General features: G+C 72.5%; 26 protein-coding genes. 12 read left to right on the forward strand and 14 right to left on the reverse strand.

The window, feature by feature from the left end:
- Positions 1–127: 127 nt before the first annotated feature.
- Positions 128–565: a cupin domain-containing protein gene (locus tag OG898_RS19145; RefSeq protein WP_250745596.1), complete on the reverse strand. Its 438-nt coding sequence runs from the start codon at positions 563–565 to the stop codon at positions 128–130.
- A 48-nt stretch (positions 566–613) separates the two neighbouring features.
- Between OG898_RS19145 and OG898_RS19150 the strand changes: the two genes are divergently transcribed.
- Together OG898_RS19150 and OG898_RS19155 are read left to right on the forward strand one after the other, a co-directional pair.
- Positions 614–1,450, forward strand: coding sequence for an AraC family transcriptional regulator (locus OG898_RS19150; protein ID WP_266958225.1), 837 nt, complete (start codon positions 614–616; stop codon positions 1,448–1,450).
- A gap of 149 nt (positions 1,451–1,599) precedes the next feature.
- A complete protein-coding gene (locus OG898_RS19155; RefSeq protein ID WP_266958227.1) occupies positions 1,600–2,712 on the forward strand; it encodes an esterase-like activity of phytase family protein in 1,113 nt (370 codons plus the stop codon).
- A 37-nt stretch (positions 2,713–2,749) separates the two neighbouring features.
- Here the strand turns inward: OG898_RS19155 and OG898_RS19160 are convergent, their stop codons facing one another.
- The 3 genes from OG898_RS19160 to OG898_RS19170 all read right to left on the reverse strand — a co-directional run bounded on the left by OG898_RS19160 (position 2,750) and on the right by OG898_RS19170 (position 7,063).
- A complete protein-coding gene (locus tag OG898_RS19160; RefSeq protein WP_266958229.1) occupies positions 2,750–4,105 on the reverse strand; it encodes a carboxyl transferase domain-containing protein in 1,356 nt (451 codons plus the stop codon).
- A gap of 328 nt (positions 4,106–4,433) precedes the next feature.
- Positions 4,434–6,029, reverse strand: a complete 1,596-nt coding sequence (locus OG898_RS19165) for a GAF domain-containing protein (protein WP_250745592.1) — start codon at positions 6,027–6,029, stop codon at positions 4,434–4,436.
- Positions 6,026–7,063 (reverse strand): rod shape-determining protein, encoded by a 1,038-nt coding sequence (locus tag OG898_RS19170; RefSeq protein WP_250745591.1) that lies wholly within the window; start codon positions 7,061–7,063, stop codon positions 6,026–6,028. Before OG898_RS19170 ends, OG898_RS19165 begins: the two co-directional genes overlap by 4 nt.
- 242 nt (positions 7,064–7,305) lie before the next feature.
- On the opposite strand from OG898_RS19170, the gene OG898_RS19175 reads away from it, so the two are divergent.
- Positions 7,306–8,031, forward strand: coding sequence for a triacylglycerol lipase (locus OG898_RS19175; RefSeq protein ID WP_266958231.1), 726 nt, complete (start codon positions 7,306–7,308; stop codon positions 8,029–8,031).
- Here OG898_RS19175 and OG898_RS19180 read toward each other — a convergent pair.
- A complete protein-coding gene (locus OG898_RS19180; protein WP_266958233.1) occupies positions 8,028–8,633 on the reverse strand; it encodes a hypothetical protein in 606 nt (201 codons plus the stop codon). The genes OG898_RS19175 and OG898_RS19180 overlap by 4 nt on opposite strands.
- An 80-nt stretch (positions 8,634–8,713) precedes the next feature.
- On the opposite strand from OG898_RS19180, the gene OG898_RS19185 reads away from it, so the two are divergent.
- The gene (locus OG898_RS19185) at positions 8,714–9,463 is read left to right on the forward strand and encodes a hypothetical protein (RefSeq protein ID WP_266958235.1); all 750 of its coding nucleotides are present in this window, start codon (positions 8,714–8,716) and stop codon (positions 9,461–9,463) included.
- Positions 9,464–9,505: 42 nt separating this feature from the next.
- On the opposite strand, the gene OG898_RS19190 is transcribed toward OG898_RS19185, so the two are convergent.
- Positions 9,506–9,928, reverse strand: a complete 423-nt coding sequence (locus OG898_RS19190) for a MarR family winged helix-turn-helix transcriptional regulator (protein ID WP_250745587.1) — start codon at positions 9,926–9,928, stop codon at positions 9,506–9,508.
- Positions 9,929–10,030: 102 nt separating this feature from the next.
- Between OG898_RS19190 and OG898_RS19195 the strand changes: the two genes are divergently transcribed.
- The 3 genes from OG898_RS19195 (at position 10,031) to OG898_RS19205 (ending at position 12,538) form a co-directional block, all read left to right on the forward strand.
- Entirely contained in the window at positions 10,031–11,053 is a 1,023-nt protein-coding gene (locus OG898_RS19195; protein ID WP_250745586.1) for an NADP-dependent oxidoreductase, read from the forward strand.
- Between the two features lie 66 nt (positions 11,054–11,119).
- Positions 11,120–11,542: an organic hydroperoxide resistance protein gene (locus OG898_RS19200; protein ID WP_250745585.1), complete on the forward strand. Its 423-nt coding sequence runs from the start codon at positions 11,120–11,122 to the stop codon at positions 11,540–11,542.
- A gap of 135 nt (positions 11,543–11,677) precedes the next feature.
- On the forward strand, positions 11,678–12,538 hold the full coding sequence (locus OG898_RS19205; protein ID WP_266958238.1) for an EI24 domain-containing protein: 861 nt from the start codon (positions 11,678–11,680) through the stop codon (positions 12,536–12,538).
- Here the strand turns inward: OG898_RS19205 and OG898_RS19210 are convergent.
- Positions 12,525–13,415 carry an NAD(P)-dependent oxidoreductase gene (locus OG898_RS19210; RefSeq protein ID WP_250745583.1) on the reverse strand — a complete coding sequence of 297 codons (891 nt, stop codon included), beginning with the start codon at positions 13,413–13,415 and terminating at the stop codon, positions 12,525–12,527. The two genes, OG898_RS19205 and OG898_RS19210, sit on opposite strands and share 14 nt — an antisense overlap.
- A 97-nt stretch (positions 13,416–13,512) precedes the next feature.
- On the opposite strand from OG898_RS19210, the gene OG898_RS19215 reads away from it, so the two are divergent.
- Positions 13,513–13,863 carry a helix-turn-helix domain-containing protein gene (locus tag OG898_RS19215; RefSeq protein ID WP_266958240.1) on the forward strand — a complete coding sequence of 117 codons (351 nt, stop codon included), beginning with the start codon at positions 13,513–13,515 and terminating at the stop codon, positions 13,861–13,863.
- 16 nt (positions 13,864–13,879) lie between these two features.
- On the opposite strand, the gene OG898_RS19220 is transcribed toward OG898_RS19215, so the two are convergent.
- Positions 13,880–14,614 (reverse strand): class I SAM-dependent methyltransferase, encoded by a 735-nt coding sequence (locus OG898_RS19220; RefSeq protein ID WP_266958242.1) that lies wholly within the window; start codon positions 14,612–14,614, stop codon positions 13,880–13,882.
- A 599-nt stretch (positions 14,615–15,213) separates the two neighbouring features.
- On the opposite strand from OG898_RS19220, the gene OG898_RS19225 reads away from it, so the two are divergent.
- A complete protein-coding gene (locus tag OG898_RS19225) occupies positions 15,214–16,749 on the forward strand; it encodes a hypothetical protein (RefSeq protein ID WP_250745579.1) in 1,536 nt (511 codons plus the stop codon).
- A gap of 13 nt (positions 16,750–16,762) precedes the next feature.
- Entirely contained in the window at positions 16,763–18,415 is a 1,653-nt protein-coding gene (locus OG898_RS19230) for a DUF2142 domain-containing protein (protein WP_266958244.1), read from the forward strand.
- Positions 18,416–18,507: 92 nt separating this feature from the next.
- Here the strand turns inward: OG898_RS19230 and OG898_RS19235 are convergent, their stop codons facing one another.
- Together OG898_RS19235 and OG898_RS19240 are read right to left on the reverse strand one after the other, a co-directional pair.
- Positions 18,508–19,266, reverse strand: a complete 759-nt coding sequence (locus OG898_RS19235; RefSeq protein ID WP_266958246.1) for a carbon-nitrogen hydrolase family protein — start codon at positions 19,264–19,266, stop codon at positions 18,508–18,510.
- A 61-nt stretch (positions 19,267–19,327) separates the two neighbouring features.
- Entirely contained in the window at positions 19,328–19,903 is a 576-nt protein-coding gene (locus OG898_RS19240) for a TetR/AcrR family transcriptional regulator (protein WP_266958248.1), read from the reverse strand.
- A 166-nt stretch (positions 19,904–20,069) separates the two neighbouring features.
- Between OG898_RS19240 and OG898_RS19245 the strand changes: the two genes are divergently transcribed.
- Complete coding sequence (locus OG898_RS19245; RefSeq protein ID WP_266958250.1) at positions 20,070–22,529, forward strand: beta-glucosidase; 2,460 nt, start codon at positions 20,070–20,072, stop codon at positions 22,527–22,529.
- Positions 22,530–22,619: 90 nt separating this feature from the next.
- Here the strand turns inward: OG898_RS19245 and OG898_RS19250 are convergent, their stop codons facing one another.
- The gene (locus tag OG898_RS19250) at positions 22,620–23,531 is read right to left on the reverse strand and encodes an SGNH/GDSL hydrolase family protein (protein WP_250745574.1); all 912 of its coding nucleotides are present in this window, start codon (positions 23,529–23,531) and stop codon (positions 22,620–22,622) included.
- 250 nt (positions 23,532–23,781) lie between these two features.
- Here OG898_RS19250 and OG898_RS19255 point away from each other — a divergent pair, with 250 nt between their 5' ends.
- Complete coding sequence (locus OG898_RS19255; protein WP_243329390.1) at positions 23,782–24,276, forward strand: DUF3145 domain-containing protein; 495 nt, start codon at positions 23,782–23,784, stop codon at positions 24,274–24,276.
- A gap of 65 nt (positions 24,277–24,341) precedes the next feature.
- On the opposite strand, the gene fabF is transcribed toward OG898_RS19255, so the two are convergent.
- The 3 genes from fabF to OG898_RS19270 all read right to left on the reverse strand — a co-directional run bounded on the left by fabF (position 24,342) and on the right by OG898_RS19270 (position 26,999).
- Positions 24,342–25,607, reverse strand: coding sequence for a beta-ketoacyl-ACP synthase II (gene fabF, locus OG898_RS19260; RefSeq protein WP_266958252.1), 1,266 nt, complete (start codon positions 25,605–25,607; stop codon positions 24,342–24,344).
- Positions 25,608–25,683: 76 nt separating this feature from the next.
- Positions 25,684–25,932, reverse strand: coding sequence for an acyl carrier protein (locus tag OG898_RS19265; protein ID WP_243329395.1), 249 nt, complete (start codon positions 25,930–25,932; stop codon positions 25,684–25,686).
- A 62-nt stretch (positions 25,933–25,994) separates the two neighbouring features.
- The gene (locus OG898_RS19270; RefSeq protein WP_250745572.1) at positions 25,995–26,999 is read right to left on the reverse strand and encodes a ketoacyl-ACP synthase III; all 1,005 of its coding nucleotides are present in this window, start codon (positions 26,997–26,999) and stop codon (positions 25,995–25,997) included.

The following is a 26,999-nucleotide window of genomic DNA, read 5'->3' on the forward strand; positions in this document are numbered from 1 at the left end:
ACCAACTGCCGGGCCACCCCCTGCCGTTGGAGCCTTCCCCGGAACCACGCACGGCCCACCCCTCCCTCGTGTCCCCGTGCGGGGGACGCCCCGGTGGGATCCTGCGGTTCCGTCACCGGGTCGCCCCCTACGCGTCCACGGGCTCCCGCGTGCGCTCGCTGACCTCCCCGCCGGTGTTGGCGGTGCCGGCGGGCTCGAACAGCAGGATCGCCGTCTCCCCGTCGGCCTGCGGGCAGTGCTCCACGCCGCGGGGGACCACGTAGATCTCCCCGGGGTTCAGTACGACGTCCCCGGCGCGCAGCCGGATCGTCAGGGTGCCGCTGACGACGAGGAAGAGCTCGTCGGTGTCCTCGTGGGTGTGCCAGATGAACTCGCCCTGGATCTTGGCGATCTTGACCTCGTAGTCGTTGACCCGGGCGATCCGGTGCGGGGCCCACTGCTCGGTGAAACCGGCCAGCTTCTCCGCGATGTTCACCACGTGCCCCGTGCCTGCCGCCGGGCCGCCGTTCTCGTGCGTGCTCCCGGGTGTCGTCATCTCGGGTGCCGTCATCTCTGGTGTCGTCATGCGGACAGGCTGCCGGGGTGCGGGCCGACCGTCTTGTACGTTCCTGACATGTCGGCTGCGATACGTCCGCACAGCACGGTCTCGGCCTGGCAGCCGCCGGTGCCGGGCATCGCCGAGGTGTTCCACGCCCGGTTCACCGACCACGCCTACCCCGCGCACGTCCACGACACGTGGGCGCTGATGATCCTCGACGGCGGCCGCGTCGACTTCGGGCTCGACCGCGAACGGCACGGCGTGGGCGGCTCGGACACGGTGGCCCTGCTGCCGCCCGGGGTGGTGCACGACGGGCGGACCGTCACCGAGGCGGGCTTCCGCAAGCGGGTGCTCTACCTCGACGCCTCCGTGCTCCCGGAGTCGCTGACCGGCGCCGCCGTCGACGCGCCGCTGCTGCTCGACGCCGACCTGCGGGACCGGGTGCACGGACTGCACCGCGCGCTGGGCGCCCGGGAGTTGCCGGCCGACGCGGTCGAGAGGCTGGAGGCGCAGTCGCGGCTCGCCTTCGTCCAGGAGCGGCTGCGCACGTGGCTGGAGGGGCGACCGGTGGTCCCGTACGGGGCTCCGGGCCCGGATACGGCCGTACGACTGCGCGAGCTCCTCGATGCGCGGGTCCTCGGCGGGATCACCTTGGAGGAGGCTTCCGCGCTTCTGGGGCACGCCCATCCCACCCACCTGATCCGCAGCTTCCGGCAGGCGTTCGGGCTCCCTCCGCACGCCTACCTCACCGTTCTGCGGGTCGCGAAGGCGCGGCGGCTGCTGCTGGCGGGGATGCGGCCGGCCGAGGCCGCGGTGGCGGCGGGCTTCTACGACCAGGCGCACCTGACACGGCACTTCGGGCGGCACGTGGGGATCAGCCCGGCACGGTTCGCCCGATCCGGTCGGATGTGAACGGGTGTGAAGGGAAGTTGGCGGGTTCGTTGCCGTCGCGTTGCCGGGTCTTCCGGTTTCTTTCGATTCGCCATATGACAGTTAGGAACTAACCGCCACCCCCCGTCCTCGCCTCGCAACTCCCCTTCTGATCCAGGAGGAAGGCCTTCATGCGCCTTCGTACGCTCGTCACCACCGCCGTGGCCACCGCCGCGCTCTCCGGAGCTCTCGTTCCGCAGGCCCTCGCCGCGCCCACGGCCTCCGGGGCGCCGAAGGAGGACCGTTCCTGCTCGCCGTACCTCTCGGTCGCCGGCTACTCGGACTCCCTCGACAAGACCCTCGTCGACGGGAAGCTGGTCGGCGGGCTCTCCGGACTCGCGGTGGACCGGGACGGCACGATCGCCGCGATCTCCGACAAGTCGGCCCTGTACAAGCTGAACGTGGGCCGCGGCGACACCCCGACGGCGACGGCCGCCGCGCGGCTGCCGCTGACCGACGGCGCGGGCAAGGCCCTCGACTCCGAGGGGATCGTCGTCGACCGCGACGGCACCTACCTGGTGACGGACGAGAACGCCCCGGCGATCCGGCGGTACTCCCGCACCGGTGAAGTGCTGGGCTCGCTGCCGATCCCCGGCGGTTTCAAGCTCGCGCCCGAGGGCCGGGCCACCGTGAACCAGACCTTCGAGTCCCTGACCCTGCTGCCCGGCGGGCACACCCTCGTCGCCGGCGTCGAGGGCGTGCTGGCCGGCGACGGCAAGGACGCGCAGGGGCGGACGCTCCAGCGGATCCAGACCTGGGAACGCCGGGGCCGGGACGGCGAGTTCGTCCTCGGGCGGCAGTACGCGTACCCGGTGGACGCCGGACACGGGCTGGTGGAGCTCGCGCCGACGCGCGACGGCCGGCTGATCGTGCTGGAGCGCGGCTTCACGCAGCAGTTCAAGATCACGGTGCGGCTGTACGCCGCCGACCCGCTCGGTGCCACCGACACCTCGAAGGTGGCGGCGCTGGAGGAGGGCCCGGGACTGCGGACCGCACGCAAGACGCCGATCGGCGACCTCGACGGCTGCCCGACGCTGGGCGCGCCGTCCAAGCTGCCGCAGAACCACCCGCTGGTCGACAACGTCGAGGGCATGGTGGTCACGGATGACCACGGGCACGACGGGTACGGCGGGTTCGGGCGCGTACGGCTGCTGCTGACCAGCGACGACAACGAGTTCCAGCAGCAGATCACCCGGCTGTACCGGGTGGACGTGAAGCTCCCGGCACGGAGCTGGGGGCGCTAGGGCCCGGCGTCAGCCCCCCGTCGTCAAGCGCCCGGCCTCAGCGGGACCCCTCCTTCGCGGGGGAGACGATGCCGCGGGCGACGCCCAGGGCGACCAGGTCCTGCGGGCGGACGCGCAGTTGGTCCGCCGTCGCCGGGGCCGACTCCGCGGGGCGCTTGAGGATGGCCGCCGCCAGTTCGGGGGCGATCACCGAGAAGTAGCTGTCCGGGGTGACCCAGGTGTTGCCGTGCGCCGCCAGGGCGAGGGCGCCGCCCGAGCCGCCCTCGCCGATGAGCAGGGTGGTGACGGGGACCGCGGCCGAGGCGAGGGCCGCGAAGGCGTCGGCGATGGCCGCGCCCGCGCCCGCGTGCTCGGCGGCGGCGTCGTTGGCCGCGCCGGGCGTGTCCACGAGGGTGAGCACCGGGATCCCGAGCCGGTCCGCGAGCCGGACGACGCGGGCCGCCGTACGGTACCCGGCCGGGCGGGTGGCCGTGCCGCACTGGGCGGCGTAGGCCACGGCCCGGCCCTCCCGGAGCCCGAACCCGCACAGCATCCCGGGGTCGGTGCCGCCCGCCCGGTCGCCGGAGAGGTGGAGGCGGAGCTCGAAGTAGGAGTCCAGGTACTGCTCCGCGCGCGGCCGCCCGGGGTGACGGGCCTGCAGGACGGCGTCCCAACCCGTCGGCGGCAGCTCTACGTCGGCCAGCGCGGCGGGGGGTTCCACCGGCTCGGCGGAGCGCGGCGCGGCCAGCACCCGGAGCCAGGCCGCCAGGGTCGCGGGGAGCTGCGGGGCGGGGACGAGGGAGTCCACGTGCCCGGCGGCGTACTGCCCCTCGGCGGTGTAGGCGGCCGGATCCGCGTCCGGCGGCCGCACCCGGGACCCGGCGAACCCGACCTGCGCCCCGGGCAGCGCGAGGATCACGTCGGCCCCCGCTCCGAGGGTGGCCCAGCCGCCGCCGGTCGTGGGGTCGCGCAGGACGGCGATCTGCGGGAGGCCCGCGGCGCGGGTGAGGGCGGACTGGCGTGCCACGCGCTGCAGTTGGGTCAGCGCGAGCATCCCCTCCTGCATGCGGGAGCCGCCGGTGGCGATGAGGGAGACCAGGGGGAGGCGGTGGGTGCGGGCGTGGGTGTAGGCCGCCTCCAGCCGGTCGCCGGTGCGGTGGCCGAGGGAGCCGCCGAGGAAGCCGAACTCGAAGGCGATCACGGTGGCTTCGTAGCCGCCGATGCGGGCGGTGCCGGTGACGACGGACTCGTCCTCGCCGGTCCGCGCGGTGGCGCGGGCGCGGGAGTCGTCGTACCCGGCCCAGCCGAGGGGGCCGTCGGGGGCGGAGTCCCCGGGCGGGGCGGGGAGTTCGGTGAAGCTGCCGGGGTCGGTGGCGGAGGCGATGGCGGCGCGGGCCGAGGGGCGGGTCGTCACGCCGCCAGCGTACGGGTCCCGCCCTGGTGGCCCGCTCGCGCGGCACGGGAACGCAGCCCTGCGGGGCGGTCCCCTACCCACCCTTCGCCCGTTCCCCGGGGCTCCGCCCCGGACCCCGCGCCTCAAACGCCGGCGGGGCTGGAATTGCCCTGCGGGCAATCCAGCCCCGGCGAAAATCCAGCCCCTCCGGCGTTTGAGGAGCGGGGGTCCGGGGGCTGGCCCCCGGGAACGGCGCCGCACGCGGCAACGGGTCCGGGCGGAGCCCGGGGAACGGTGGAAGGGCGGGTAGGGGACGGCCCCGCAGGGTCCACCCGCACGCCCCTCGGGGTCAGAGCGGGGCTTCCCAGGTCAGGGTGGTGCCTCGGGTGCCTGACTCGGTGCGGCCGTCGTCGGAGACGGTGAGGCGGACCCGGGCGGGGACCGCGTCGACCTCGACCTCGATGGAGGTGACCTCCACACGCCGGTGCGCCGCGGCCAGCGCACCGCGCAGGGCGGCGAGGAGCTCGCCCGCGACCGGGTCCGGGAGCAGCGCGTCCACCGTCCCCGCGAAGTGCACCGACGGCTGGAAGCCCAGCAGGACCGCCGCCCCGCCGGTCTCCCGCAGGACCCGGCCCCGGAAGGTGGTCGGGGCGTCCGTCGGCGGCTGCTGGAGGGCGAAGATGGCCGTGCGGACCTCCTGGATGGTGGAGTCGAGCTCGTCCACCGCGCGGCCCAGTTCCTCGCCGACCGTGTCCCCGGCGGGCGACTTGGAGGAGCGCCGCCGGGTGCTCTCCAGCATCATCTCCGTCGCGAACAGCCGCTGGACCACCAGGTCGTGGAGGTCGCGGGCGATGCGGTCCCGGTCCTCGTAGACGGCCAGCTGCTCGCGGTCGTGCTGTGCGTCCGCCAGGACCAGGGCCAGCGCGGCCTGGGAGGCGAACTGCGAGGCCAGCAGCCGGTCGACCGCGTCGTAGGCGGGGCCGCCGCGGACCCGCGGCAGGGCGAGCGTGCCGATGAGCTGGCCGCCGCTCTGGAGGGGCAGCATCATGCTGGGGCCGAAGCGCTCCCGTACGTGCGTGGTCATCCGGGGGTCCGTCGCCGAGTCCTCTATGAACACCGGCTCCCCGCCCAGGAGCTGTTCCAGGACCGCCGAGCCCGGGGCGATGGCCGTGCCCACCAGGTCTCCGGGGTCCCCGTGCGTGGAGGCGGCCACGATCTCCATGCCGCCCTCGGGGGTCGGCTGGAGGACGACCCCGGCCGCGGCGTCGGCCAGCAGCCTGGCCCGTTCGGCCACGCACATCAGGGCGTCCGCGGCCGGCCGGCCCGCCAGCAGGGTGGTGGTCACGGCGGCGGCGCCCTCGATCCAGCGCTCCCGGCGGCGCGCGGTCTCGTACAGCCGGGCGTTGCCGATCGCTATCCCCGCCTGCGAGGCCAGGACGCGCACCAGCGCGAGGTCCTCGTCCGTGAACGGGCCGCCGCCCTGCTTCTCGGTGAGGTAGAGGTTGCCGAAGACCTCGGTGTGGACCCGGATGGGCACGCCGAGGAAGCCCTTCATCGGGGGGTGTCCGGGCGGGAAGCCCGCCGCACGGGGGTCCTGGCCGAGGTCCTCCAGCACGAGCGGGCGCGGATCGGTGATCAGGGCGCCGAGCAGGCCGGAACGGCCGTCCGGCAGGTGCGGGATCGCGGCCCTCTCGGCCTCGGTCATGCCGGAGGTGAACAGCTCGGTCAGCCGGGCGCGCTCGGGGTCGACGACCCCGAGCGCTCCGTAGCGTGCCGCACACAGGTCGGTCGCCGAATCCACGATGTGCTGGAGGGTGGTCCGTAGTTCGAGTTCGGAACCGACGCTGAGGACCGCCTCCAGGAGGACGGGCAGGCTCGCGGCCTGGCGGGCGGCGACACCCTTCCCGTCCCCGGGTGGCGGAGTGGACGACTCGGCGTGCGTCATTCGGCCAGGGGGTTCAGAACCATGGGGGCGATCTTTCCTTCGAGCATCATGCCGAGGCCCAGTACCGCGCAGACGTCCGGACGTTCGGCGATGGCCACGGGCATTCCGGTGGCATCGCGGAGCATCTGGTCCAGGCCCGGCAGCAGGGCGCTGCCACCCACCATCATGATCCCTCGGTCGGTCAGATCGGCCACCAGGTCCGGCGGGCAGTCGCGCAGCACCTTGCCGATGCCGTCGAGGACGGCGGTCAGCGGGGTGTGGATGGCGTCCCGGACGGCCGCGGTGTCCACGTGGACGGAGCGGGCGAGGCCGGTGGCCACGTCGCGGCCGTGGATGAGGGTGGAGGTCGGTCCGCCGGCGGTGATGCCGTTGCCGTGCAGGGCCAGTTGGAGCGGGCGGACGGCCTGGCTGGGCAGCATCAGCTCGTGCGCGTGGCGCAGGTGCTGGACGACGGCGTGGTCGATGGCCTCGCCGCCGACCGGGATGCGTACGGCGGTGACGATGGAGCCGAGGGAGAGGACGGCGACCTGGGTGGCGGCGGCCCCGCACACCATGATCATCGTCGCGGTCGGCTGCTCCACGGGCAGTCCGCAGCCGACGGCCGCCGCGATCAGGGTGTCGACGAGTTCGACGCGCCGGGCGCCGAGCCCGACCATCGTCTCCACCGCCGCGCGCTGGGCGAGCGGGTCGGCATCGTGCGGGGTGCAGGCGGCGGCCCGCAGCCGGGGCTTGCGGCGCAGGGCGCGCCGCAGCTTCTCGCCGAGGAGGTGGCGCAGCATGCGCTGGGCCATCTCGATGTCCACGACGGTGCCGCCGGAGACGGGGCGGACGACCCTGATGTAGTCGGGCGTGCGGCCGGTCATCCGCTCGGCGAAGGTGCCGACGGCGATGAGTGCACCGGTCCGCGTGTTCACGGCGGCGACGCTGGGCTCGTCCACGACCAGGCCGAGGCCCTTGACGTAGACGCGGGTCCTGGCCGCTCCGAGGTCGACTGCCACGTGGCAGCGGCGCAACTGCTCAAGACTGACGGTCACGGCAGATCCTCCCGAGAGCGCTGACGCAAGAAGACCGGCGGGTGCCGGTCACACTTCGTATCTTCTCGGGTGAATTACCCGTATTGCCCGATTTGATGCTCTGAGTGGGGGGTGTCTTGAGATACAGAAGGGTCACGAGGGGTGCCGGTGGGTGCTGCACGGGGGTGGAATTCTGCGACGCCAGGCGCGACCATGCCCGCACCGAACGTGCTACTCGTGCGTAACAAGGTAAAGGGGACTCGATGCTGACGGTCCGCCAGCGGCTGCTCGCGCTGCTGATGCTCTGCCTGGCCCTGCTCGCGGCGCCCGCGCTCCCGGCCCAGGCCTCCGGTGCGCCCGCCGGACCGGCCGGCGCGTCCTCCGGAGCGGCCGGTGCGCGCAATCCGGTGGTGTTCGTGCACGGCTACAACGCCGACCCCGGCGTCTGGGGCTCCCTGCGCGAGGACCTGCGCGCCGACGGATACGCCGACTCCGAGCTCTTCTCCTTCGGCTACGACACCCACCAGTCCGTCAACGAGGTCCTCTCCGGACGGCTCGCCGCCTACGTGGCCGAGGTGCGCCGGCAGACCGGCGCCGCCCGGGTGGACCTCGTCGCCCACTCCTTCGGCTCGCTGGTCACCCGCTGGTACGTGAAGTTCGGCGGCGGCGCCCCGTACGTCGACCGCTGGGTCTCCCTCGCCGGCCCCAACCGCGGCACCTCCACCGCCTGGGCCTGCGCCCTGTGGGACCAGGCCTGCCGGGACATGACCCCCGGCTCCTACGTGGTGAAGAACCTGAACTCCGGTGACGAGACCCCCGGCGCGGTGCGCTACGCCACCTTCTGGTCGAACTGCGACGAGGTCATCAACCCCGACGACAGCGTCCCGCTCACCGGGGCGACCAACACCCCGGTCGGCTGCCTCAAGCACAACGACCTGCTCGGGGACGACCCCACCTCGGCGGGCGTACGGGCCTTCCTGCGCTCCTAGGGGGTGTCTTGCCGATCGGGCTGTACGGAGACCTCCTGGAGCAGGCCGTACGTGAACTCCGCGACGCACGCCCGCCCCGACGCGGTGAACGCCAGCCGCCACCGCGTCGGCGCGGTGCCCTCCATGGGGCGGACGGGGGCGAAGGCCCGCGCCACCTCGTCGACCGTCGCCGACCAGGGCAGCAGGTCTTCGGGCGACTCCAGTACGGGGCCGGGCGCACCCGGGGCCCGGACCAGCCACTCGTTCCAGACCGCCCCGTCCGGCGCGGCGAGCACCTCGAAGCGCAGGCCGGGCCAGAGCGGCACCGGCCAGAGCAGGGCCTCGCACGTCAGATCGCCGATCGTGCGGGAGGAGACGGCCTCGGGCGGGCCGAGCACCGAGCGGTAGCGGGCCAGGGCGCCCCGCGAACGCGGCGAACGGACCATGGCCTGCCAGCGCTTGTTGGCCTCCCGCTGCTCGGCGAGGGAGGCGCCGAGCCGCATGCGGGCCTCCTCCGCGAGGCCCGGCTGGAAGTCCGCCATCCGGCGCAGCAGCACCAGTTGGAAGCCCGTGGGGCCGAAGGGGCCCGGGGTGAGGGGCGGTGTCCCCGGCGTCCTCGTCATGGCACCCCACCCTTCCACACAAGATCCTCACGATCCCGGTACACGGCCGTTGTGAGCGAACGCGTAGCCTGCGGGGCGCCATGGACTATTGCATCGCCTGCCGCAGGTACCTCAACGGCGCGCTGGCGTGCGCCGGATGCGGTACCCCGGTCGAACGCCTGATATCCGCCGCGCCCGCCGCGCCCGCCCCGGGCTCCGCCGACGTTTTCGGAAGCGACCCGGCCGCGCTCGCCGACGTGTACGCCGACTCGCTCGTCGTGCTGTCCGGGGAGCGCGGAGACGGCCGGGGCCGGGGCCGGGCCCAGAGCCGCGCCGCGGACCGGCGCCGCGCCGGGCACCGCAGACGCCGCCGGACCGCGCTCACCGTGGGCCTCGGGCTGATGTTCGCCGCCGCCGCGACCCTGGGCCTGGCCCGGCTGGCGACCGACGGGGAGCGCACCGACCGGGCGGCGACGGTGGTGCTGACCGACGACGCGGGTCCCGCGGAGCCGGCTCCGCTGCCGGGCCTGACCGAGGATCCGGCCCCGCCCACGGGGACGGCCTCGGCGAAGGGGCAGGGCACCGGCTCGACGAAGGCCACGGCCGGGGGCGCGAAGCCGGGCGGGACCGGGCGGAGCACCGGCGGGACCGGGGCCTCCGTCTCCGGATCGAGCGGGCCGTCGCGGAGTGCTTCCCCGACTCCCACGTCCGCTGCTCCGACCCCATCGGGTTCCAGCGGCTCCGCGACTCCCGGAAAGCCCCCGGGCCCGAAGAAGCCCGACGGGAAGCCGAGGCCCAATCCGAAGCCGACCCCGACGGCCACGCCCGACTGCTGGTGGATCTTCTGCTGAGGCCCTGACGGCCCGCGGACGGCCCCGCGGGCTGTCCCGGGCTCAGCCCAGCATCCGCCTGAGCAGGTCCCGCAGCACCGCGCGCTCGGCCGGGGAGAGCCCGGCCAGGGGCTCCCGGGCGAAGTCCAGGGACTCGCGGAGCCGGTCGGCGGTCTGCAGGCCCTCCTCGGTGGGCGCGGCCAGCTTCACCCGGCGGTCGGCCGGGTCGGGGCGGCGCTCGACCAGCCCGCGGGTCTCCAGGCGGTCCACGATGCCGGTGATGTTCGACGGCTCGCACCGCAGCTTCTGCGCGATCTTGCGCATCGGCATCGGCTCCAGGGAGAGCAGGTTCAGCACGCGTGCCTGGGCACCGGTGAGCTGGTGGCTGGAGGCCGCGTGCTCGTACTCCTGGTGGTAGCGGGTCACGACGTCGCCGATGAGCTCGACGACCTCGAGGGTCAGGGGGTCTGCGCGACGGCTGGGCATGGATCCAGCGTACCCATTTACTTGACAACATGAAATATCCAGGCGCATGGTTGTTTCACGTCCTGAAGCATTTTGCACTTCCCCCTCCCCAGGAGTGACGCCATGTCCGAGATCCCCGCCGTCAGCCGTGAGTGGCACCTCGTCCGCCGCCCGCAGGGCTGGCCCGTCGCCGAGGACTTCGCCCTGCGCGAGGTACCGGTGAACGCCGAGCCCGCCGCCGGCCGGATTCTGGTCCGCAACCTCCACATGTCCGTGGACCCGTACATGCGCGGCCGGATGAACGACGTGAAGTCCTACATCCCGCCCTTCCAGCTGGACAAGCCCATGGACGGCGGCGCGGTCGGCGAGGTCGTGGCCTCGGCCGACGAGCGCTTCGCGGTCGGCGACCACGTGCTGCACGGTCTGGGCTGGCGCGAGTACGCGGAGCTGGACGCCAAGCACGCCACCAAGGTGGACGCCTCGCTCGCCCCCCTCTCCGCCTACCTCGGCGTCCTCGGCATGCCGGGCCTGACGGCCTACGCCGGGCTCTTCGAGGTCGCCTCCTTCAAGGAGGGCGACTCCGTCTTCGTCTCCGGCGCCGCCGGAGCGGTCGGCAGCCTCGTCGGCCAGTTCGCGAAGATCAAGGGCGCCTCCCGGGTGATCGGCTCCGCCGGCTCCGCCGAGAAGGTGACGCTCCTCACGGAGAAGTACGGCTTCGACGCCGCCTTCAACTACAAGGACGGCCCCGTCGCCGAGCAGCTCAAGGACGCCGCCCCCGAGGGCATCGACGTCTACTTCGACAACGTCGGCGGGGACCACCTGGAAGCCGCCATCTCCTCCCTGAACGTCCACGGCCGGGCCACCCTGTGCGGGGCGATCGCCCAGTACAACGCCACCGAGCCCGTGCCCGGCCCGCGCAACCTCGCCCTCGTCATCGGCAAGCGGCTGCGCCTGCAGGGCGTGCTGGTCGGGGACCACGCCGGACTGCAGCAGCAGTTCGTCCAGGACGTGTCCGGCTGGCTGCGTTCCGGGCAGCTCGTCGCCGACGAGACGGTCGTCCGGGGCGTGGAGAACGCCGCCGACGCCTTCCTCGGAATGCTGCGCGGTGACAACACCGGAAAGATGATCGTTTCTTTCACCGGTTAGGCTCACTCCACACCGCCGTGACGCGTGGGCGCGAGTCCCGGCGATTTACCAGGAGGATTTCCTTACATGTCCATCCAGCAGTCCGACGTCGCGTACACCGCCATTGCCACCGCCGAGAACGGCCGTGACGGTCGCGTCGCCACCAACGACGGTCGCCTCGACGTCGTCGTGAACCCGCCGAAGGAGCTCGGTGGCAGCGGTGAGGGCACCAACCCCGAGCAGCTGTTCGCCGCCGGCTACAGCGCCTGCTTCCAGGGTGCGCTCGGCGTCGTCGCCCGCAACGAGAACGCCGACATCTCCGGCTCCACGGTCACCGCCGAGGTCGGCATCGGCAAGAACGACGACGGCTTCGGCATCATCGTCAAGATCTCGGCCTCCATCCCGAACGTGGACGCCGCCACCGCCAAGGACCTCATCGAGAAGGCCCACCAGGTCTGCCCGTACTCCAAGGCGACCCGCGGCAACATCACGGTCGAGCTCGCGGTCTGATCTCCGACCCGCTCGACCGGCTCGTCCCGGTTCATCCGGTACGTCCGTACATCGAAGGCCGCACCCAGGCACCGGGGTGCGGCCTTCGACATGCCCGGCGTCCCCCGCCCCGGGCGCCCGCCCTAAACTGGCACCATGCGTGATCTTGCGGGGGGATTCGGCTACCTGCTGGCCGGACAGCGATGGGTACTGCGCCACGGCAGGTGGCTGGGCTTCGGGCTGCTGCCCGGACTGGTCTCCCTGGTGCTGTACGCCGGCGCGCTCATCGGCCTCGGCTACGGCGCCGACGACCTGACCGCCTGGGCGACCCCCTTCGCCGACGACTGGTCCTCCCCGTGGCTCGGCCTCTTCCGCGGATTCCTGACCGCCCTGGTCTTCTGCCTCGGGCTCTTCCTCGCGGTGATCACCTTCACCGCCGTGACCCTGCTCGTGGGCCAGCCGTTCTACGAGTCCCTCTCGGAGCAGGTCGACCGCACCGAGGGCGGCGAGGTCCCGGAGTCGGGGCTCACCCTCGCGCAGGAGCTGTGGATCTCCGCCCGGGACAGCCTGCGGATCCTGGGCCGGGTGCTGCTCTTCGGCATCCTGCTCTTCGCGCTCGGCTTCGTCCCGGTGATCGGACAGACCGTGGTGCCGGTCCTCGGCTTCTGCGTCTCCGGCTTCTTCCTCGCCCAGGAGCTCACTTCCGTCGCCCTGATGCGCCGCCGGGTCCAGCTCACCGAGCAGCTCGCGCTGCTGCGCGGGCGGCGGATGATGGCGCTCGGCTTCGGGGTGCCGCTCGTGGTGTCCTTCCTGGTACCGCTCGTCGCCGTGTTCCTGATGCCCGGCGCGGTGGCCGGGGCGACGCTCATGGTCCGGGACCTGGTGGGCGACGACGCGGAGCAGCAGGACGAGCAGGGGCAGGGGCAGGGGCAGGGGCAGAGCCAGGCTCTGGGCCAGGGCCAGGGCCAGACTCAGGGCCAGGCGCAGGCGGCGGGCAAGCGGCTCAGCGCTTCCTGAGCAGGGTGATCGCCCCGGTGGTGTCCTCGCCGGAGTGGGCCGCCGGATCGGCTTCCAGGCGTTCGCGCATCAGGTCCAGGTACGGACTGATCAGCTCGGCGCTGACGCCCTGCTCAGCGGCGGTCCGCAGATAGGTGGCGCTCGCCGTGACCTGCATGGCCAGGTTCGATTCGACGCCCGTGGTGAAGTCGCCCGAGACCAGCCGCTCGGCGGCGGCGCCCGCGAAGAAGCCCATCGCCCCCAGCCACTCGGTCAGCAGCGGAGCCAGGTCCTTCGGGGAGACGTCCTCGCCCTCGATCAGCGCGTAGGCGTGCGAGATCCCGGCGAAGAGTCCGGTCATGGCGCTCAGCAGGGCCACGTCGTGCAGGGCCGCGTGCCCGGGGTCGGAGCCGACGAAGCGGGCGCCGGCCGGGACCTCCAGTGCGCTGCGGTGCTCCTCGAACAGGGCGGGGGAGCCGCTGTAGAAGACGTACCCGCCCGCTGCGGGGGCGCCGATCATCGACGGGGTGGCCATGATCCCGCCGTCGAGGAACCGGGCCCCGCGCTCCTGGGCCCACGCGGCCCGGGCGCGGCCGTCGGCGGGCGTACCGGTGGTCAGGTCGACCAGGTCCTTGCCGGTCAGGTCCAGGCCCTCCAGGGCCGAGCCGACGCTGGCGTGGTCCAGCAGGCAGACCACGATCAGGCCGTTCGCGGCCACCGCCTCGGCGGGGCTCGCGGCGACGACGGCGCCTTCGGCCGCGAGGGCCTCGGCCTTGGCGGGGGTGCGGTTCCAGACGGTGAGGGGGTGCCCGGCGGCGAGCCAGGTACGGGCGAGGGCGGTGCCCATCGCACCGAGTCCGAGGAGGGTGAGCGGGGTCTTCGTGCTGGTGTCGGTCATGCCGTTTAGCCTGGTTCAGGGCCGTCGGGTGCTCAAGTACGCACTTCGGAGTGGGTGGTTACCCCGAGGTGAGCGAACAGGTGGGGAGGGGTGCGTGATGGCAATGACTCAGCGGCCGGGCGCGGATCACTGCGGGATCGCCGCGGCGATGTCCGTGATCGACGGCAAGTGGAAGGTGTCGGTCCTGTGGGAGCTGGAGCAGTGCCCGCGCCGCTTCGGCGAACTGCGCCGTCTGGTCCCGGGGGTCTCGGAGAAGGTGCTCGCGGCCCAGCTGCGCGAACTGGAGACGGACGGCATCGTCCACCGCGAGGTCTACGAGGAGGTCCCGCCGCGCGTGGAGTACTCGCTGACCCCGCTCGGCCACGAGCTGAACGGGGCCCTGGAGGCACTCGGGGCGTGGGGCGCGAAGCACCTGCTCACCGACGCCGCCCAGCCGGTCCCGATGTGAGGAAGGGGCCGGGCCCTCACTCCGGGCGGCGGAACAGCGCCGTCCAGAGGAAGGCCTCGCCGAAGGAGCCGGAGGCTTCGGGCTCGTCGTTCATCCGGCGCAGCTCCACCTCGGTGAGGTCGTCGAAGACCCAGCGCAGCGCCTCCGGCGTGTACGCGAGCCCGCCTTCGAGCCGGGCCCGGCCGTAGAACTCCGCGTCGGACAGCTCGGATCCCATCGCGCCCGAGGCGAAGCAGGTCAGGGCGAAGCGGCCGCCGGGGGCCAGCAGCCGGTCCAGCAGGTCCAGGTAGCTGACCCGGCGGTGCGGCGGCAGGTGGTGGAAGCAGCCCGAGTCGTAGATCAGGTCGTACGGGCCCACGAGCCCGGCGCCGGCCGCGCCGAAGGCGTCGCCCTGGTGGAAGCGGACCCGGGCCCCCGCGGCGCGGGCGCGCTCCCCGGCCCAGGCCAGGGCCGTCGGAGAGAGGTCGACGGCGTCCACCTCGAAGCCCCGGGCGGCCAGGTGCAGGGCGTTGCGGCCGGGGCCGCAGCCGAGGTCCAGGGCGCGGCCGCCCGCGGGGACCAGCCCGCGGTCGAGGCAGGAGACGAGGTTCTCGTCGGGCTTCGCCGCGAAGAACGGCACCGGCCGCTCGCGGTCCGCGTAGAAGCCGTCCCACCAGGCGGAGCCGCCGGCGGTCCAGCGGTCGGCCTCCGGTGCGAAGAGGCCGTCCATGAGGGCGAGCACGTCGTCGACACTGCGTATGTTCCGGTCCATCCGAACCCCTTTCAGCTGTCCCCGATTTTATCGGTGATCAAGAAGAAAGCCCAGGTCAGATGGGGTGTGGGGGAGGGCTGGAGGGTCTTCTGGCACCCTGTCGCGGCCGGGCCGGTCCCCGCCCCCGGGGGTGGGGAGGCCGGGCGGTCCAGGGCCTCGTCCAGGGCCCTGGCGGGCCGATTTCCGGCCGCTCCGGGCCCTGTTTCCGTACGGGTTCCGGAGTCGTGTCCTCCCGTACGCGACCCCGCCCGGGGGTGCGGGGCTTCTGCCGGGACTCCGCGGTGCTCCTGCGCCACCCGATAGGATGACAAGCGGCAAGATTCAAAGCTGTCCCCCACCGTCCTAGAGCCCGCGCCCTTGTCCGGAGCATCGGTCGTTCGGGGTCCGAGCCGGACAGTGCCTTGCTGAGAGACGACCGGCCACAGCGCTGTGCACCGACCAGCAGTAGGGACATCCTTCACGTGAGAGTCAGTACCGAGGGGTTGGAGCCTGTGCGCTCGGGTCCCGCGAGTGGGCCTGCCACGCGCGCCCGGCCCGTTTCGGGCCCCGCACGTGGAGTGCTCCGTTCCCGGGGCGCCCTGTTGCTCGTGGAAGCCGTCGTGGCTTTCGGCGGGGCGCTCGTGCTCCCGATGATGGCCGTGGGCTTCAAGCTCGATCCGCTGGACCGCATCGCCCAGGTCAGCGGCCTGGCCGCGATCCAGTTCCGGTTCGCCCTGATCGGTCTGCTCTTCATCGGCGCCGTCGTGCTCGCGATGCGGCTGCGCGGTGGCCGCCACTTCGATCTCACCACCCGGATCTCCGCGGCCGCCCTCGCCGGCCTGGCCAGCGGGTTCGTCGCGGCGGGAGCGGTGGTCGCGCTCCACGGCACGCCGTGGCCGATGTTCGGCCTCAACGGCGACAGCGGCCGGATCGTCGAGTGGGCCCACGCGGTCGCCAACGGGCAGCCCTCCGGTTCCCCGGTCTACCCGCCCGCACCGCTCTTCACCCTCGGGTACTACGCGGAGTGGTTCCACGGCGGCAACACCGCCTACGCCTTCAAGGACCTCCAGATCCTCGGGGCCGCCTTCTTCGGGCCGTTCGTCTACTTCGCCTGGCGGCTGCTGCTGAGCCCGCTGCGGGCGCTGGCCTTCGGTGTCGTACCGGCCTTCGCGCTGATCGACGCGTACAAGCCGTACGCCCAGACGGTCCTCGTGGTGCTGGTCCCGGTCCTGGTGGCCCTGGTGGTGGCGCTGCGCCGCAGCGGCACCGGGAACTGGCGGCCGTTGCTGCTCAAGGCCGCCGGTTTCGGCGCGCTCATCGGTGTGCTCTTCCTCACGTACTCCGGCTGGTTCCTGTGGAGCGCGGCCGGCGTCTTCTTCGCCGCGGCCCTGTACTTCCCGTGGAAGACCGGCCGGGCCAAGGGCGCCGCGTTCCTCGGCGTCACCCTGGCGGCCTTCATGGCGGTGGCCGGGCAGTACCTGGTGGTCATGCTGACCGAGGGCCAGGAGACCAAGGACTTCAACTTCCGCTTCGACACCTTCACCGACCCGGCCTACTACCTGATGTGGCGCACGGACATGCCGGGCAAGGTCGGAGACTGGCCGCCGCCCGGCGAGTTCGGCGGGGTCGGCCTGTTCGCCCTGGTGACCTTCATATGTCTCGGCATCGCGATCTGGCTGGGTCTGCGCAAGCCGATGGTGGTCACCATCACGGCGATGTTCGTGTCCGCCTGGCTGATGCGCATGTACATCGCCTCGCACATGTACGAGACGCAGACCGTCCAGCTCTACACGCGCACCAACAACCAGCTGCTCTACTGCGGGCTGATCCTCGCCGCACTCGTCGCCCACCTGGTGTCGCAGCGGCTGGCCGAACGGCGCACATTGGACAATGGTGACGCCACGGCCGTACGGGGACGGGGCTTGCCGGGCCGGGAGGGGGCCGTCATCGGGACCCTGTGCGCCCTGCTGCTCCTGCTCGGAACGGTGTCGTCCTCGATGGCCGACCGGTACATGCCGGCCCAGGACGGGACCTACCGGATCCTGCCCTACGTGTCGCACACGATTCGGCAGATGAACGGAAAGTGCCCCCAATTCGCCCCCGAGCACAAGTGCTCCAAGGACGGCGATCAGACTTGGCTGACATACATCAGATGATCACGAGGACGACATGATCTCCGCATTGACGCGGCTGGCCGACTGGTCGGCCCGGACCCCCAAGAGGCTCTGGGCCGTCAGCTTCGTCCTCTTCTTCACCATCGCGGCCAGCTGGTCGGCCGCGACGCCGCTGGGCGCCTCGCCCGACGAGCACGCCCACTTCATCCGGGCGGCGGCCGTCGCCCGGGGGCAGATCAACGGCTCCGAGGTGATGGTTCCGCACATCGTCGCGGGCATCAAGGGCGACTTCGCCGAGACCGGCGTGCAGCTCCCGGAGTGGTACTCGGATCTCCCCAAGCACCACGAGTGCTACTCGTGGCACGCGGGCACCCCCGCCTCCTGCGCGCCCGCCATCGGGTCCTCGGACACCATCGTCGAGGTCCCCACCGCCGCCGGCCGCTACCACCCTGCGTACTACCTGATGACCGGCTGGCCGAGCCTGCTCGTGGAGGGCACCAAGGGGCTCTACCTCATGCGCCTGATGTCGGCGCTGTTCTGCTCGCTGCTGCTGGCCAGTGCCGTGGTGACGGCCTCCGAATGGCGGCGCGGACGCTCGCTGGCCCTGCTCGGCGTCTTCACGGCGGCGACGCCCATGGCCCTGTTCATGGCCGGCATGGTCAACCCCAGCGGCGGTGAGATCGCCGCCGGAATCCTGGTGTGGACGGCCCTGCTGTCGATCCTCATGTCGCCCGATCCCCAGCTGCTGAACCGCAGGCTCGCGCGGGCCGGCATCGGCGGCCTGGTGCTGATCAACATCCGGCCGCTCGGACTGATCTGGTTCGCCGGCGCGGTCTGCTTCGGCCTGCTGCTGGCCGAGCGCGGCGTGCTGCGCTCGGTGCTCCGCCGCAAGGCGATGTGGCTCTGGACGGGGCTGCTCGGCCTCGCCACGGTCGGGGCGCTCGCGTGGGCGGCCGCGCACCCCGACAACTCGGTCATAAAGATCCCCAAGTACCTCACCACGACGGAAGCGGCCCGCCGCACCCTCGGGGCCACCGAGATGTACATCCAGCAGATGCTCGGCTTCTTCGGCTGGCTCGACACCCCGGCGCCGCTCGTCACCTGGTACGCCTGGCTCGGCGTGATCGGCGCGGTCACCGTGCTGGGGCTGATGTACGGCCGCAAGCGCGAAACGATGGCGCTGCTCGGGATGCTGATCGCCATCGTGATCGTGCCGGTGGTCGGACAGACCTCACAGGCGTCGAAGATCGGCCTGGTCTGGCAGGGCCGCTACCTGCTGCCGTTCGCCGTCGGCCTGCCGCTGATGGCGGTGCTGATCCTCGCGCGCCGGATGCCGGAGAAGGGCTTCCCCCTGCGCAGGCTGGTCGGCTACTCCCTGCCCCTGCTCGCCCTGGGCAACGCGGCGGCGTTCTACTGGACCCTGCGGCGCTTCGCCGTCGGGATCAGCGGCCCCGTGATCCCGTACGCCGCGCACTGGGCCCCGCCCGGCGGCTGGGTGTTCTGGACCGGTGCCTACACGGTGGCGGCGTTCGCCCTCGTGGTGCCCGGACTGATGCGGGACCGCGTGGCCGACGGGACGCCCGTACTCGCACCGCCCGGCGTACTGCCCGGAGCCGGCGGGGCGCAGGGCCCGGCGGACCTTTCCGGATCCCTTCCGGAGCCGGGAGCGGAAACCCACCGCCACCCACGGGTGACCCAGGTCCGCTGAACCGCGAACCGCTGAACCACTGATCCGCTGAACTGTCGGCCCCGGCCCGGCGGGTGCGTCCTCGGACGCCCCGTCAGCCGGGGCCGCGGTCGTCAGCGGCCCCCGTCCCGGCTCCCCGCCTGCACCTCCACGGGCACCTCCGCCGGCACCTCCGCCACGGCGACCGACGGCGTGTGCGCGTCCGCCTCGGCCAGCAGGCTCCCGTCCGGCGCCCATACGGCCGCGCCCCCGCAGCCCGTCCACGGTCCGGCGGGTCCGACGTGGTTGGCGAGCACCACGTACATCCCGAAGTCCCGGGCGATGCCCGGGTGGACCGCCGCCCGCTCGGCGATGCCGTCGCCCGTGCCGTAGAGCGAGCTCGCCAGGTGGACCCGGCAGCCGGCCGCCGCGCCCGCGGCGGGCACGTCCGCGAAGTGGTTGTCGAAGCAGATCCCCAGGGAGAAGCGGATCCCGCCGAGTTCGAAGCGGCCCGGGACCGTCCCCGCGGTGAAGACCTCCTGCTCGTGGCGGAACAGGTGTTGCTTGGCGTACGTGGTCACGTGCGCGCCGTCCGCGTCGTGGACCAGGGTCGCGATGACGGGCCGGGGGCCGTCCGTGCGCAGCGCGACGTTGACGGCGGTGGCGATCCCGGTGGAGCGGACGGGGTCCAGCCGGGGATCCTCGGCATCGGCCAGCCACAGGCCGGGGTCGGCGCCGAGCGCGGCCAGTTCGTAGCCGGTCAGGGTGAACTCGGGGAACACCACCAGCCCGGCGCCCTCCTGACGGGCCCGCACGGCGAGCGCGGCCGCCCGTACGGCGTTGGCGGAGACGTCGGCGGGGGCGCAGCTCAGCTGCGCGGCAGCGATCTTCACCCGGCCCAGCATGCCAGCCCCGCGATCGGCCCCGCGGTCAGGCCCGGAGCCGGGCCCGGAGTCAGGCCCGGGGCCCCTGGATCAGGTCCAGGAAGGCGCGGAAGGCGCCGGGCATGTCCACGGATTCGGGGGCCAGCAGCCACTGGTACTGGAGGCCGTCCATCACGGCGGCCAGCAGCGGGGCCGCCTGCTCGGGGGTGAGGCCCGAGGGGAGCCGGTCGCCGTACTCCGCGCGGAGCACGTCCGCCATCGCCGAGCGCACCTGTGCGTACCGCTCGGCGAAGAACTCCCGCGCCGGGTGGCCGTCGGTGACGCTCTCGCCGAGCAGCGCCGAGAAGGTCTGCACGATGCCCGGGCGCATGGCGTTGTACTCCACCAGCGAGGCCAGCAGGTCCGGGCGCCAGGCGTCGGCCAGCGCGCGGGTGCCGCCGCCGGTGTCCCAGCGGTCGCGCTCCTCCAGGACCGCGACCAGCAGGGCCTCCTTGGTCGGGAAGTAGTGCAGGAGCCCCTGCTGGGTCAGGCCCACGCGTTCGGCGACCGTGCCCAGGGCCGCGCCGCGGTAGCCGCGCTCGGCGATCACCTCGAGGGCGGCGCGGACGATCTCCACGCGCCGTTCCTCACTTCTGGCCCTGACCATCGCCCCGCCACCCCTTCCGTTCCACACCTGCCAGCAGGACCGTACGGCATGACCGCATCCGTATCCGGAATATCACGAACAGATTACGAACCCTACCGCTCTACAGGGAACGGGTCCACCATGGGGTCACCGCGCCGCACCGCGCACCCGCACCCAACGAGGAGGCATGGCCGTGACCGATGCCGATCAGGTCCGCAACGACGCCGTAGAGACGGCCCTGGGCAAGCTGGACCTCGACACCAAGACCCGGCTGCTGGCCGGTCAGGACATGTGGTCCCTGCCCGCCGTCCCCGAGATCGGACTGAAGTCCCTGGTCTTCTCCGACGGCCCCATCGGGGTGCGCGGGGTGCGCTGGACCGCCGACGACCCGTCGATCGCCCTGCCCTCCCCGACCGCGCTCGCCGCCGCGTGGGACCCCGAGCTGGCCCGCCGGGCCGGCCGCCTCCTCGCCCAGGAGGCCCGCCGCAAGGGCGTCCACGTCCTGCTCGCGCCCACCGTCAACCTGCACCGCTCCCCGCTCGGCGGCCGGCACTTCGAGTGCTACTCCGAGGACCCGTACCTCACCGGCGCGGTCGGCAGCGGCTACGTGAACGGCGTCCAGGACGGCGGCGTCGGCACCACCGTCAAGCACTTCGTGGGCAACGACGCCGAGACCGAGCGGTTCACCGTCGACAGCGTCATCGCCCCGCGCCCGCTGCGCGAGCTGTACCTGGCCCCCTTCGAGGCCATCGTCGCCAACGCCCACCCGTGGGGCATCATGACCGCCTACAACCGGGTCAACGGTGTGTTCATGAGCGAGAACACCCACCTGGTCAACGAGGTCCTGCGCGCCGAATGGGGCTTCGACGGCGCCAACGTCTCCGACTGGATGGCCGCCCGCTCCACCGCCGGCGACATCCTCGGCGGCCTCGACGTGGTCATGCCCGGCCCCGTCTCCGTCTACGGCGCCCCGCTCGCCGAAGCAGTCCGCTCGGGAGAGGTCCCCGAGTCCGCCGTCGACGACGCCGTCCGCAACGTCCTGCGCCTCGCCGCCCGCGTCGGCATCCTGGAGGGCGCCCCCGCCGTGGTCGGCGAGACCCCGGCCCCCATCGACGGTCAGGCGCTGGCCCGCGAGCTGGCCGCCCGCGGCTTCGTCCTCGTACGCAACGAGGCCGTGTCCGGTGAGGGGCCGGTGCTCCCGCTCGACGCGTCCGCCGGCCGCACCGTCGCCCTCATCGGCGCCGCCGCCCGCGACGCCCGCGTCCTCGGCGGCGGCTCCGCCACCGTCTTCCCCGAGCGGATCGTCTCCCCGCTGGACGGGCTCACCGAGGCCCTGCCCGACGGGGCGCTGACCTTCACCGTGGGCGCCGACCCCAGCGACGAACTGACCCCCGCCGACAAGGGCTTCGAGCTGCGCGCGATCTGCCGCGACGCCTCCGGGGCCGTCCTCGGCACGGGCTCCCTGCCCACCGGGCAGCTCCAGTGGATCGGCGACGACCTGCCCGAGGGCGTCACGTACGAGACGATGGCGAGCATCGAGGTCGTCGGCACGTTCGTCCCGCGCGAGAGCGGCGAGCACGCATTCGGCACCCGCGGACTCGGCGCCTTCAGCCTCGCCGTCGGCGGGGAGGTCCGCTGGCACGGCGTCCAGCAGATGGGCAACGAGGCCGACCCCTTCGAGGCCTTCTTCGGCGCACCCAACGAGCGGGCCCGCCTCACCCTCACCGAGGGCGAAGCCGTCGAGGTCTCGCTGACCTACCAGGTCCCCGACGTGACGGCCCTGCCGCTCAAGGCCATCATGTTCTCCTTCCTCCACCTGGGCCCCCAGCGCTCCGCCGACGAGCTCATCGCCGAGGCCGTGGAGGCGGCCCGCGCCGCCGACACCGCCGTCGTGGTCGTCGCCACCACCGAGCGGGTGGAGTCCGAGGGCTTCGACCGCAAGGACCTCACCCTCCCGGGCCGCCAGAACGACCTGGTGCGCGCCGTCGCCGCGGTCAACCCGAACACCGTGGTCGTCGTCAACGCCGGCTCCCCGGTGGAACTCCCGTGGCGCGAGGACGTGGCCGCCGTCCTGCTGACCTGGTTCCCCGGGCAGGAGGGCGGGGCCGCGCTGGCCGACGTACTCCTCGGCGCGGCCGAGCCGGGCGGGCGGCTGCCCACGACCTGGCCCGCCGAGTTCGCCGACGCGCCGGTCACCGAAGTCACCCCCACCGAGGGGCGCCTGGAGTACACCGAGGGGCTCTTCATCGGCTACCGGGCCTACGAGAAGCACGGGATCGCCCCGGCCTTCCCCTTCGGGCACGGCCTCGGCTACACGGACTGGGCCTACGAGTCCCTGGAGGCCACCCCCACGCGGGCGACGGTCCGGGTCACCAACACCGGCACCCGGCCGGGCCGCGAGACCGTACAGGTCTACCTGGCCCCCCTCGCGGACACCGCCCTGCGACCGGCGAGCTGGCTCGCGGGCTTCGCGAGCGTGACCGCGGGACCCGGCGAGAGCGTCGAGGTGGAGATCGCCCTGCCGGAGCGCGCCTTCGAGATCTGGGACGAGACCTCGCACTCCTGGCAGCGGATCGGCGGCGGCTACGAGATCCGCGTGGGCCGCTCGCACGGCGACACGCGGTTGACGGCGGCCCTCGACCTGTAATGGCCGGAAATCACCCCACGCAGAGGTGATCCACACACTGGACCGGGGGCGGGCCCTGACACCCGCCCCCGGTCCGTTCTCCTCACCGCGTCAACGCGGAGGCTCGGCGGAGGTCACCTGTCGGTGCGCCAGTTCCGCGAGCCGCGCCTGTCCGTCCTTGCCCGGATGGAACCAGTCCCAGCGGCTCAACTGCTCCGCCGAGAAGGGGTACTGGAACACCGCGCCGCCGTCGTAGCGGCACAGCTCGTCCTTCGCGCAGACCTCGCGCAGCGCCTCGTTGTACTCGACCACGCGCGCCCGCACCTGCTCCCGCCGGGCCGTCGCACCGGCGGCCGCCGAGGTCGGATCGGCGAGCATCGACTGGCAGATGCCCAGCTTCCACACCTGGCGCACCATCGGGTCGTCCTTGCCCTGCTTCCACAGCCGCTGGAGGTCCGGGACGCTGGAGACGTACACCTGCGAGGTCGGCGAGGCCGCCCGCAGGCCGGCCAGCGCCTTCTCGAAGCCGGAGCGGAAGGCGGCCACCGAAGTCATCGACGAAGCCGAGGGCCGGCAGGCGTCGTTCGAGCCCACCATCACCGTGACCAGGCCCGGCTTGTGCGCGGCGGCCGAGGCGAGCTGGCCCGGCAGGTCCGCCATCCGGGAGCCGGTCACCGCGTAGTTCCAGCTGCGCGCGGGCACCTCGGCCTCACCGAGCAGCCGGGCGGCCAGCGAACGCACCTCGGGGTCGTCACCGGTGGCCCAGGAAGCCTCCGGGCAGTCGGCCAGCACCGAACAGGCGTCGAAACCGCGCGTGATGGAGTCGCCCACGGCGGCGACCGACGCCGGTGCGATGTTCCACCGCGGGGCCGCCTGCGCACCGCGTTCGCCCCCGGCCTGCGCCCCGTCCGCCGAACACCCGGTCAGCGCACCCGCCGCCAGGAGCACCAGGGCGGCCGCCACGCCCGCGCCCGCGCCCGCAGAGGTCCGACGCGCGCGGCGGCGTGGGGCGGTGGTGCGCATGCGAAAGGTCCCTCCTCGTCGTCCCCGCATCATTCGGGGGCGTCCTGCTGAGTGAATGCTCTGTGTTTACGGGCCTCGGAGCGACCGTACGTCACACCATGACCCCCGGCGCACGGTAGCTTTTTCCCGTGGCGTTTCGGCCGCAAGTCCCGCAACGCAATGTCAAGTAATTTCCGTTACATTACATCACGTCACATACTGTCCGTTTTCTGGAGTTTATTCCCGACCTCGTCCCACACTGGAGGTCCCGGTGACGACACGTGGAGTCCTGTACGTGCACTCCGCACCGCGCGCGCTCTGCCCGCACGTGGAATGGGCTGTTGCGGGGGTGCTCGGGGTGCGGGTGAACCTCGACTGGATCCGTCAGCCCGCCTCCCCGGGCACCTGGAGAGCCGAGTTCTCCTGGCAGGCCGAGGCGGGCACCGCATCGAAACTCGCCTCCGCCCTGCGCGGCTGGCACCTGCTCCGCTTCGAAGTGACCGCGGAACCCTGTCCGACCGCCGAGGGCGAGCGCTACAGCTCCACCCCGCACCTGGGCATCTTCCACGCCGTCACCGGCATGCACGGCGACATCCTGATCCCCGAGGACCGGCTGCGCGCCGCCCTCGCCCGGTCCGCTCACGGCGAGACGGACCTGGAGGCGGAGATCGCCAAACTCCTCGGCAAACCCTGGGACGACGAGCTCGAACCCTTCCGCTACGCGGGCGAGGGCGCCCCGGTGCGCTGGCTCCACCAGGTGGTCTGAGCCCCGGACATGCCGAAGGCCCGCCCGGGACACCCGGGCGGGCCTTCTACGTGTCAGCGGCAGACTCAGACGGTCCTGAAAGCCAGCGAGACGTTGTGGCCGCCGAAGCCGAAGGAGTTGTTGATCGCGGAGATCGGGCCCTCCGCCGGGAGCTTGCGGGGCTCGTCGCGCACGATGTCCGCGTCGATGTCGTCGTCGATGTCGTCGAGGTTGATCGTCGGCGGCGCGAGCCGGTGGTACAGCGCCAGCACCGTCGCGACGGTCTCGATGCCGCCCGCGCCACCCAGGAGGTGACCGGTCATCGACTTCGTGGCCGAGATCGCGATGTGGTCGAGGTCGTCGCCCAGCACCTTGCGCAGGGCCTTCAGCTCGGCCGTGTCACCCTGCGGGGTGGACGTGGCGTGCGCGTTCACGTGGACCAGCTCGGCCGGGTCCAGACCCGTGTTGTCGAGCAGGTTCTGCAGGGCGGCCGAGACACCGCGGCCGGTGGGCTCCGGCTGCGCGATGTGGTGACTGTCCGCGGACAGGCCCTGGCCCAGCACCTCGCAGTAGACCCGGGCGCCGCGCGCGGCGGCGTGCTCGGCGGACTCCAGGACCACGACGCCCGCACCCTCGCCGAGGACGAAGCCGTCGCGGGCCTTGTCGTACGGACGGGAGGCCGTGGTCGGGTTCTCGTTGTTCTTGGACATCGCCATCATGTTGGCGAAGGCCGCGATCGGCAGCGGGTGGATCGCCGCTTCGGTACCGCCGGCGACGACCACGTCGGCACGGCCGGTACGGATCATCTCGACGGCGTAGCCGATGGCCTCGGCGCCGGAGGCGCAGGCGCTGACCGGAGTGTGCACACCCGCGCGGGCGTTGACCTCCAGGCCGACGTTGGCCGACGGGCCGTTGGGCATGAGCATGGGGACGGTGTGCGGGGAGACCCGGCGCACACCCTTTTCCTTCAGTACGTCGTACTGGTCGAGCAGGGTGGTCACGCCGCCGATGCCGGAGGCGATGACGGTGCCCAGGCGCTCGGGCGCGATGGACGCGTCCTCGCCCGCCGGGGCGGTGTAACCGGCGTCGGCCCACGCCTCGCGGGCCGCGATGATCGCGAACTGGGCCGAGCGGTCCAGCTTGCGGGCCAGCGGCCGGGGGAGGACCTCGCTCGGGTCCACGGCGGCGGTGGCGGCGATGCGGACCGGGAGTTCGGCGAAGCGCTCACCCTCGAGGGGCTTTACGCCGGAACGGCCGGCAAGCAGACCTTCCCAGGTCGAAGCGCTGTCGCCACCCAGCGGAGTGGTTGCGCCGATACCGGTGACGACCACGGTGCGATTGGTCGGGCTCACAGGAATTCTTTCTCCACGTTTCAGGGGGTGAATTGTCACGGCGCCACCGCCAGGTGGCGACAAACGCTCGTCAGGCTCAGGCCTGGTGCTTGAGGATGTAGCTCGCGGCGTCGCCGACGGTCTTCAGACCCTTGACGTCCTCGTCCGGGATCTTCACCTCGAAGCGCTCTTCGGCGGCGACGACGACCTCGACCATGGACAGCGAGTCGACGTCCAGGTCGTCGGTGAAGGACTTCTCGAGCTGGACGTCCTCGGTCGGGATGCCGGCGATCTCGTTGACGATCTCCGCGAGACCTTCGACGATTTCTTCCTGGGTGAAGGCCATGATGGCGCTCCTTCTATAGCTAGCTGGGGGTCAAACGGAACACGGGATGTGGATCCCGGGCCCTAGGGGAGGGTAACGACCGTGGCGGCGTAGACGAGCCCCGCCCCGAAGCCGATGACGAGCGCGGTGTCGCCGCTCTTCGCCGCACCGGTCGCCAGGAGCCGCTCCATTGCGAGCGGAATCGAGGCGGCCGAGGTGTTGCCGGTGGTTTCGATGTCACGGGCGACCGTGACGTGCTCCGGCAGCTTCAGAGTCTTCACCATCGAGTCGATGATCCGCATGTTCGCCTGGTGCGGAATGAAGACGTCCAGGTCATCGGCGGTGATCCCGGCTGCGTCGAGCGCCTGCTGGGCCACCTTGGCCATCTCGAAGACGGCCCAGCGGAAGACCGCCTGGCCCTCCTGCGTGATGGCGGGAAACTTTTCGCCGCCGTCCTTGCCGAGGTACTCGTCCCACGGCACGGTCTGCTTGATGGTCTCCGACTTGTCGCCCTCCGAACCCCACACCGTGGGGCCGATGGCCGGCTCGTCCGAGGGTCCGACGACCACGGCGCCCGCGCCGTCACCGAAGAGGAAGGCCGTCGCGCGGTCCTCCAGGTCGGTCAGGTCCGAGAGCCGCTCCACGCCGATGACGAGGACGTACTCCGCGGAACCCTCCACCACGAGGCCCTTGGCCAGGGTCAGCCCGTAGCCGAACCCGGCGCAGCCGGCGGAGATGTCGAAGGCGGCGGGCTTGCCCGCGCCGATGCGGTGCGCGATCTCGGTCGCCACGGCCGGGGTCTGCTTGAAGTGCGACACCGTCGAGACGATCACGGCGCCGATCTTCTCCGGAGCGATCCCGGCGGCGGCCAGGGCCTTGCCCGAGGCCTCCACCGACATCACGGCGACGGTCTCCTGCGGGGAGGCCCAGTGCCGCGTCGCGATACCGGAACGGGAGCGGATCCACTCGTCGGAGGAGTCGATGGTTTCGAGGATGACCTCGTTCGGCACCACACGGATCGGACGGTAGCCGCCGACACCGAGGATGCGGGCGTACGGGGAGCCCTTGGCAGGCTTGATCTTCGACAT

This window comes from Streptomyces sp. NBC_00193, from assembly GCF_026342735.1.
Lineage (GTDB): Bacteria > Actinomycetota > Actinomycetes > Streptomycetales > Streptomycetaceae > Streptomyces > Streptomyces stoeckheimensis.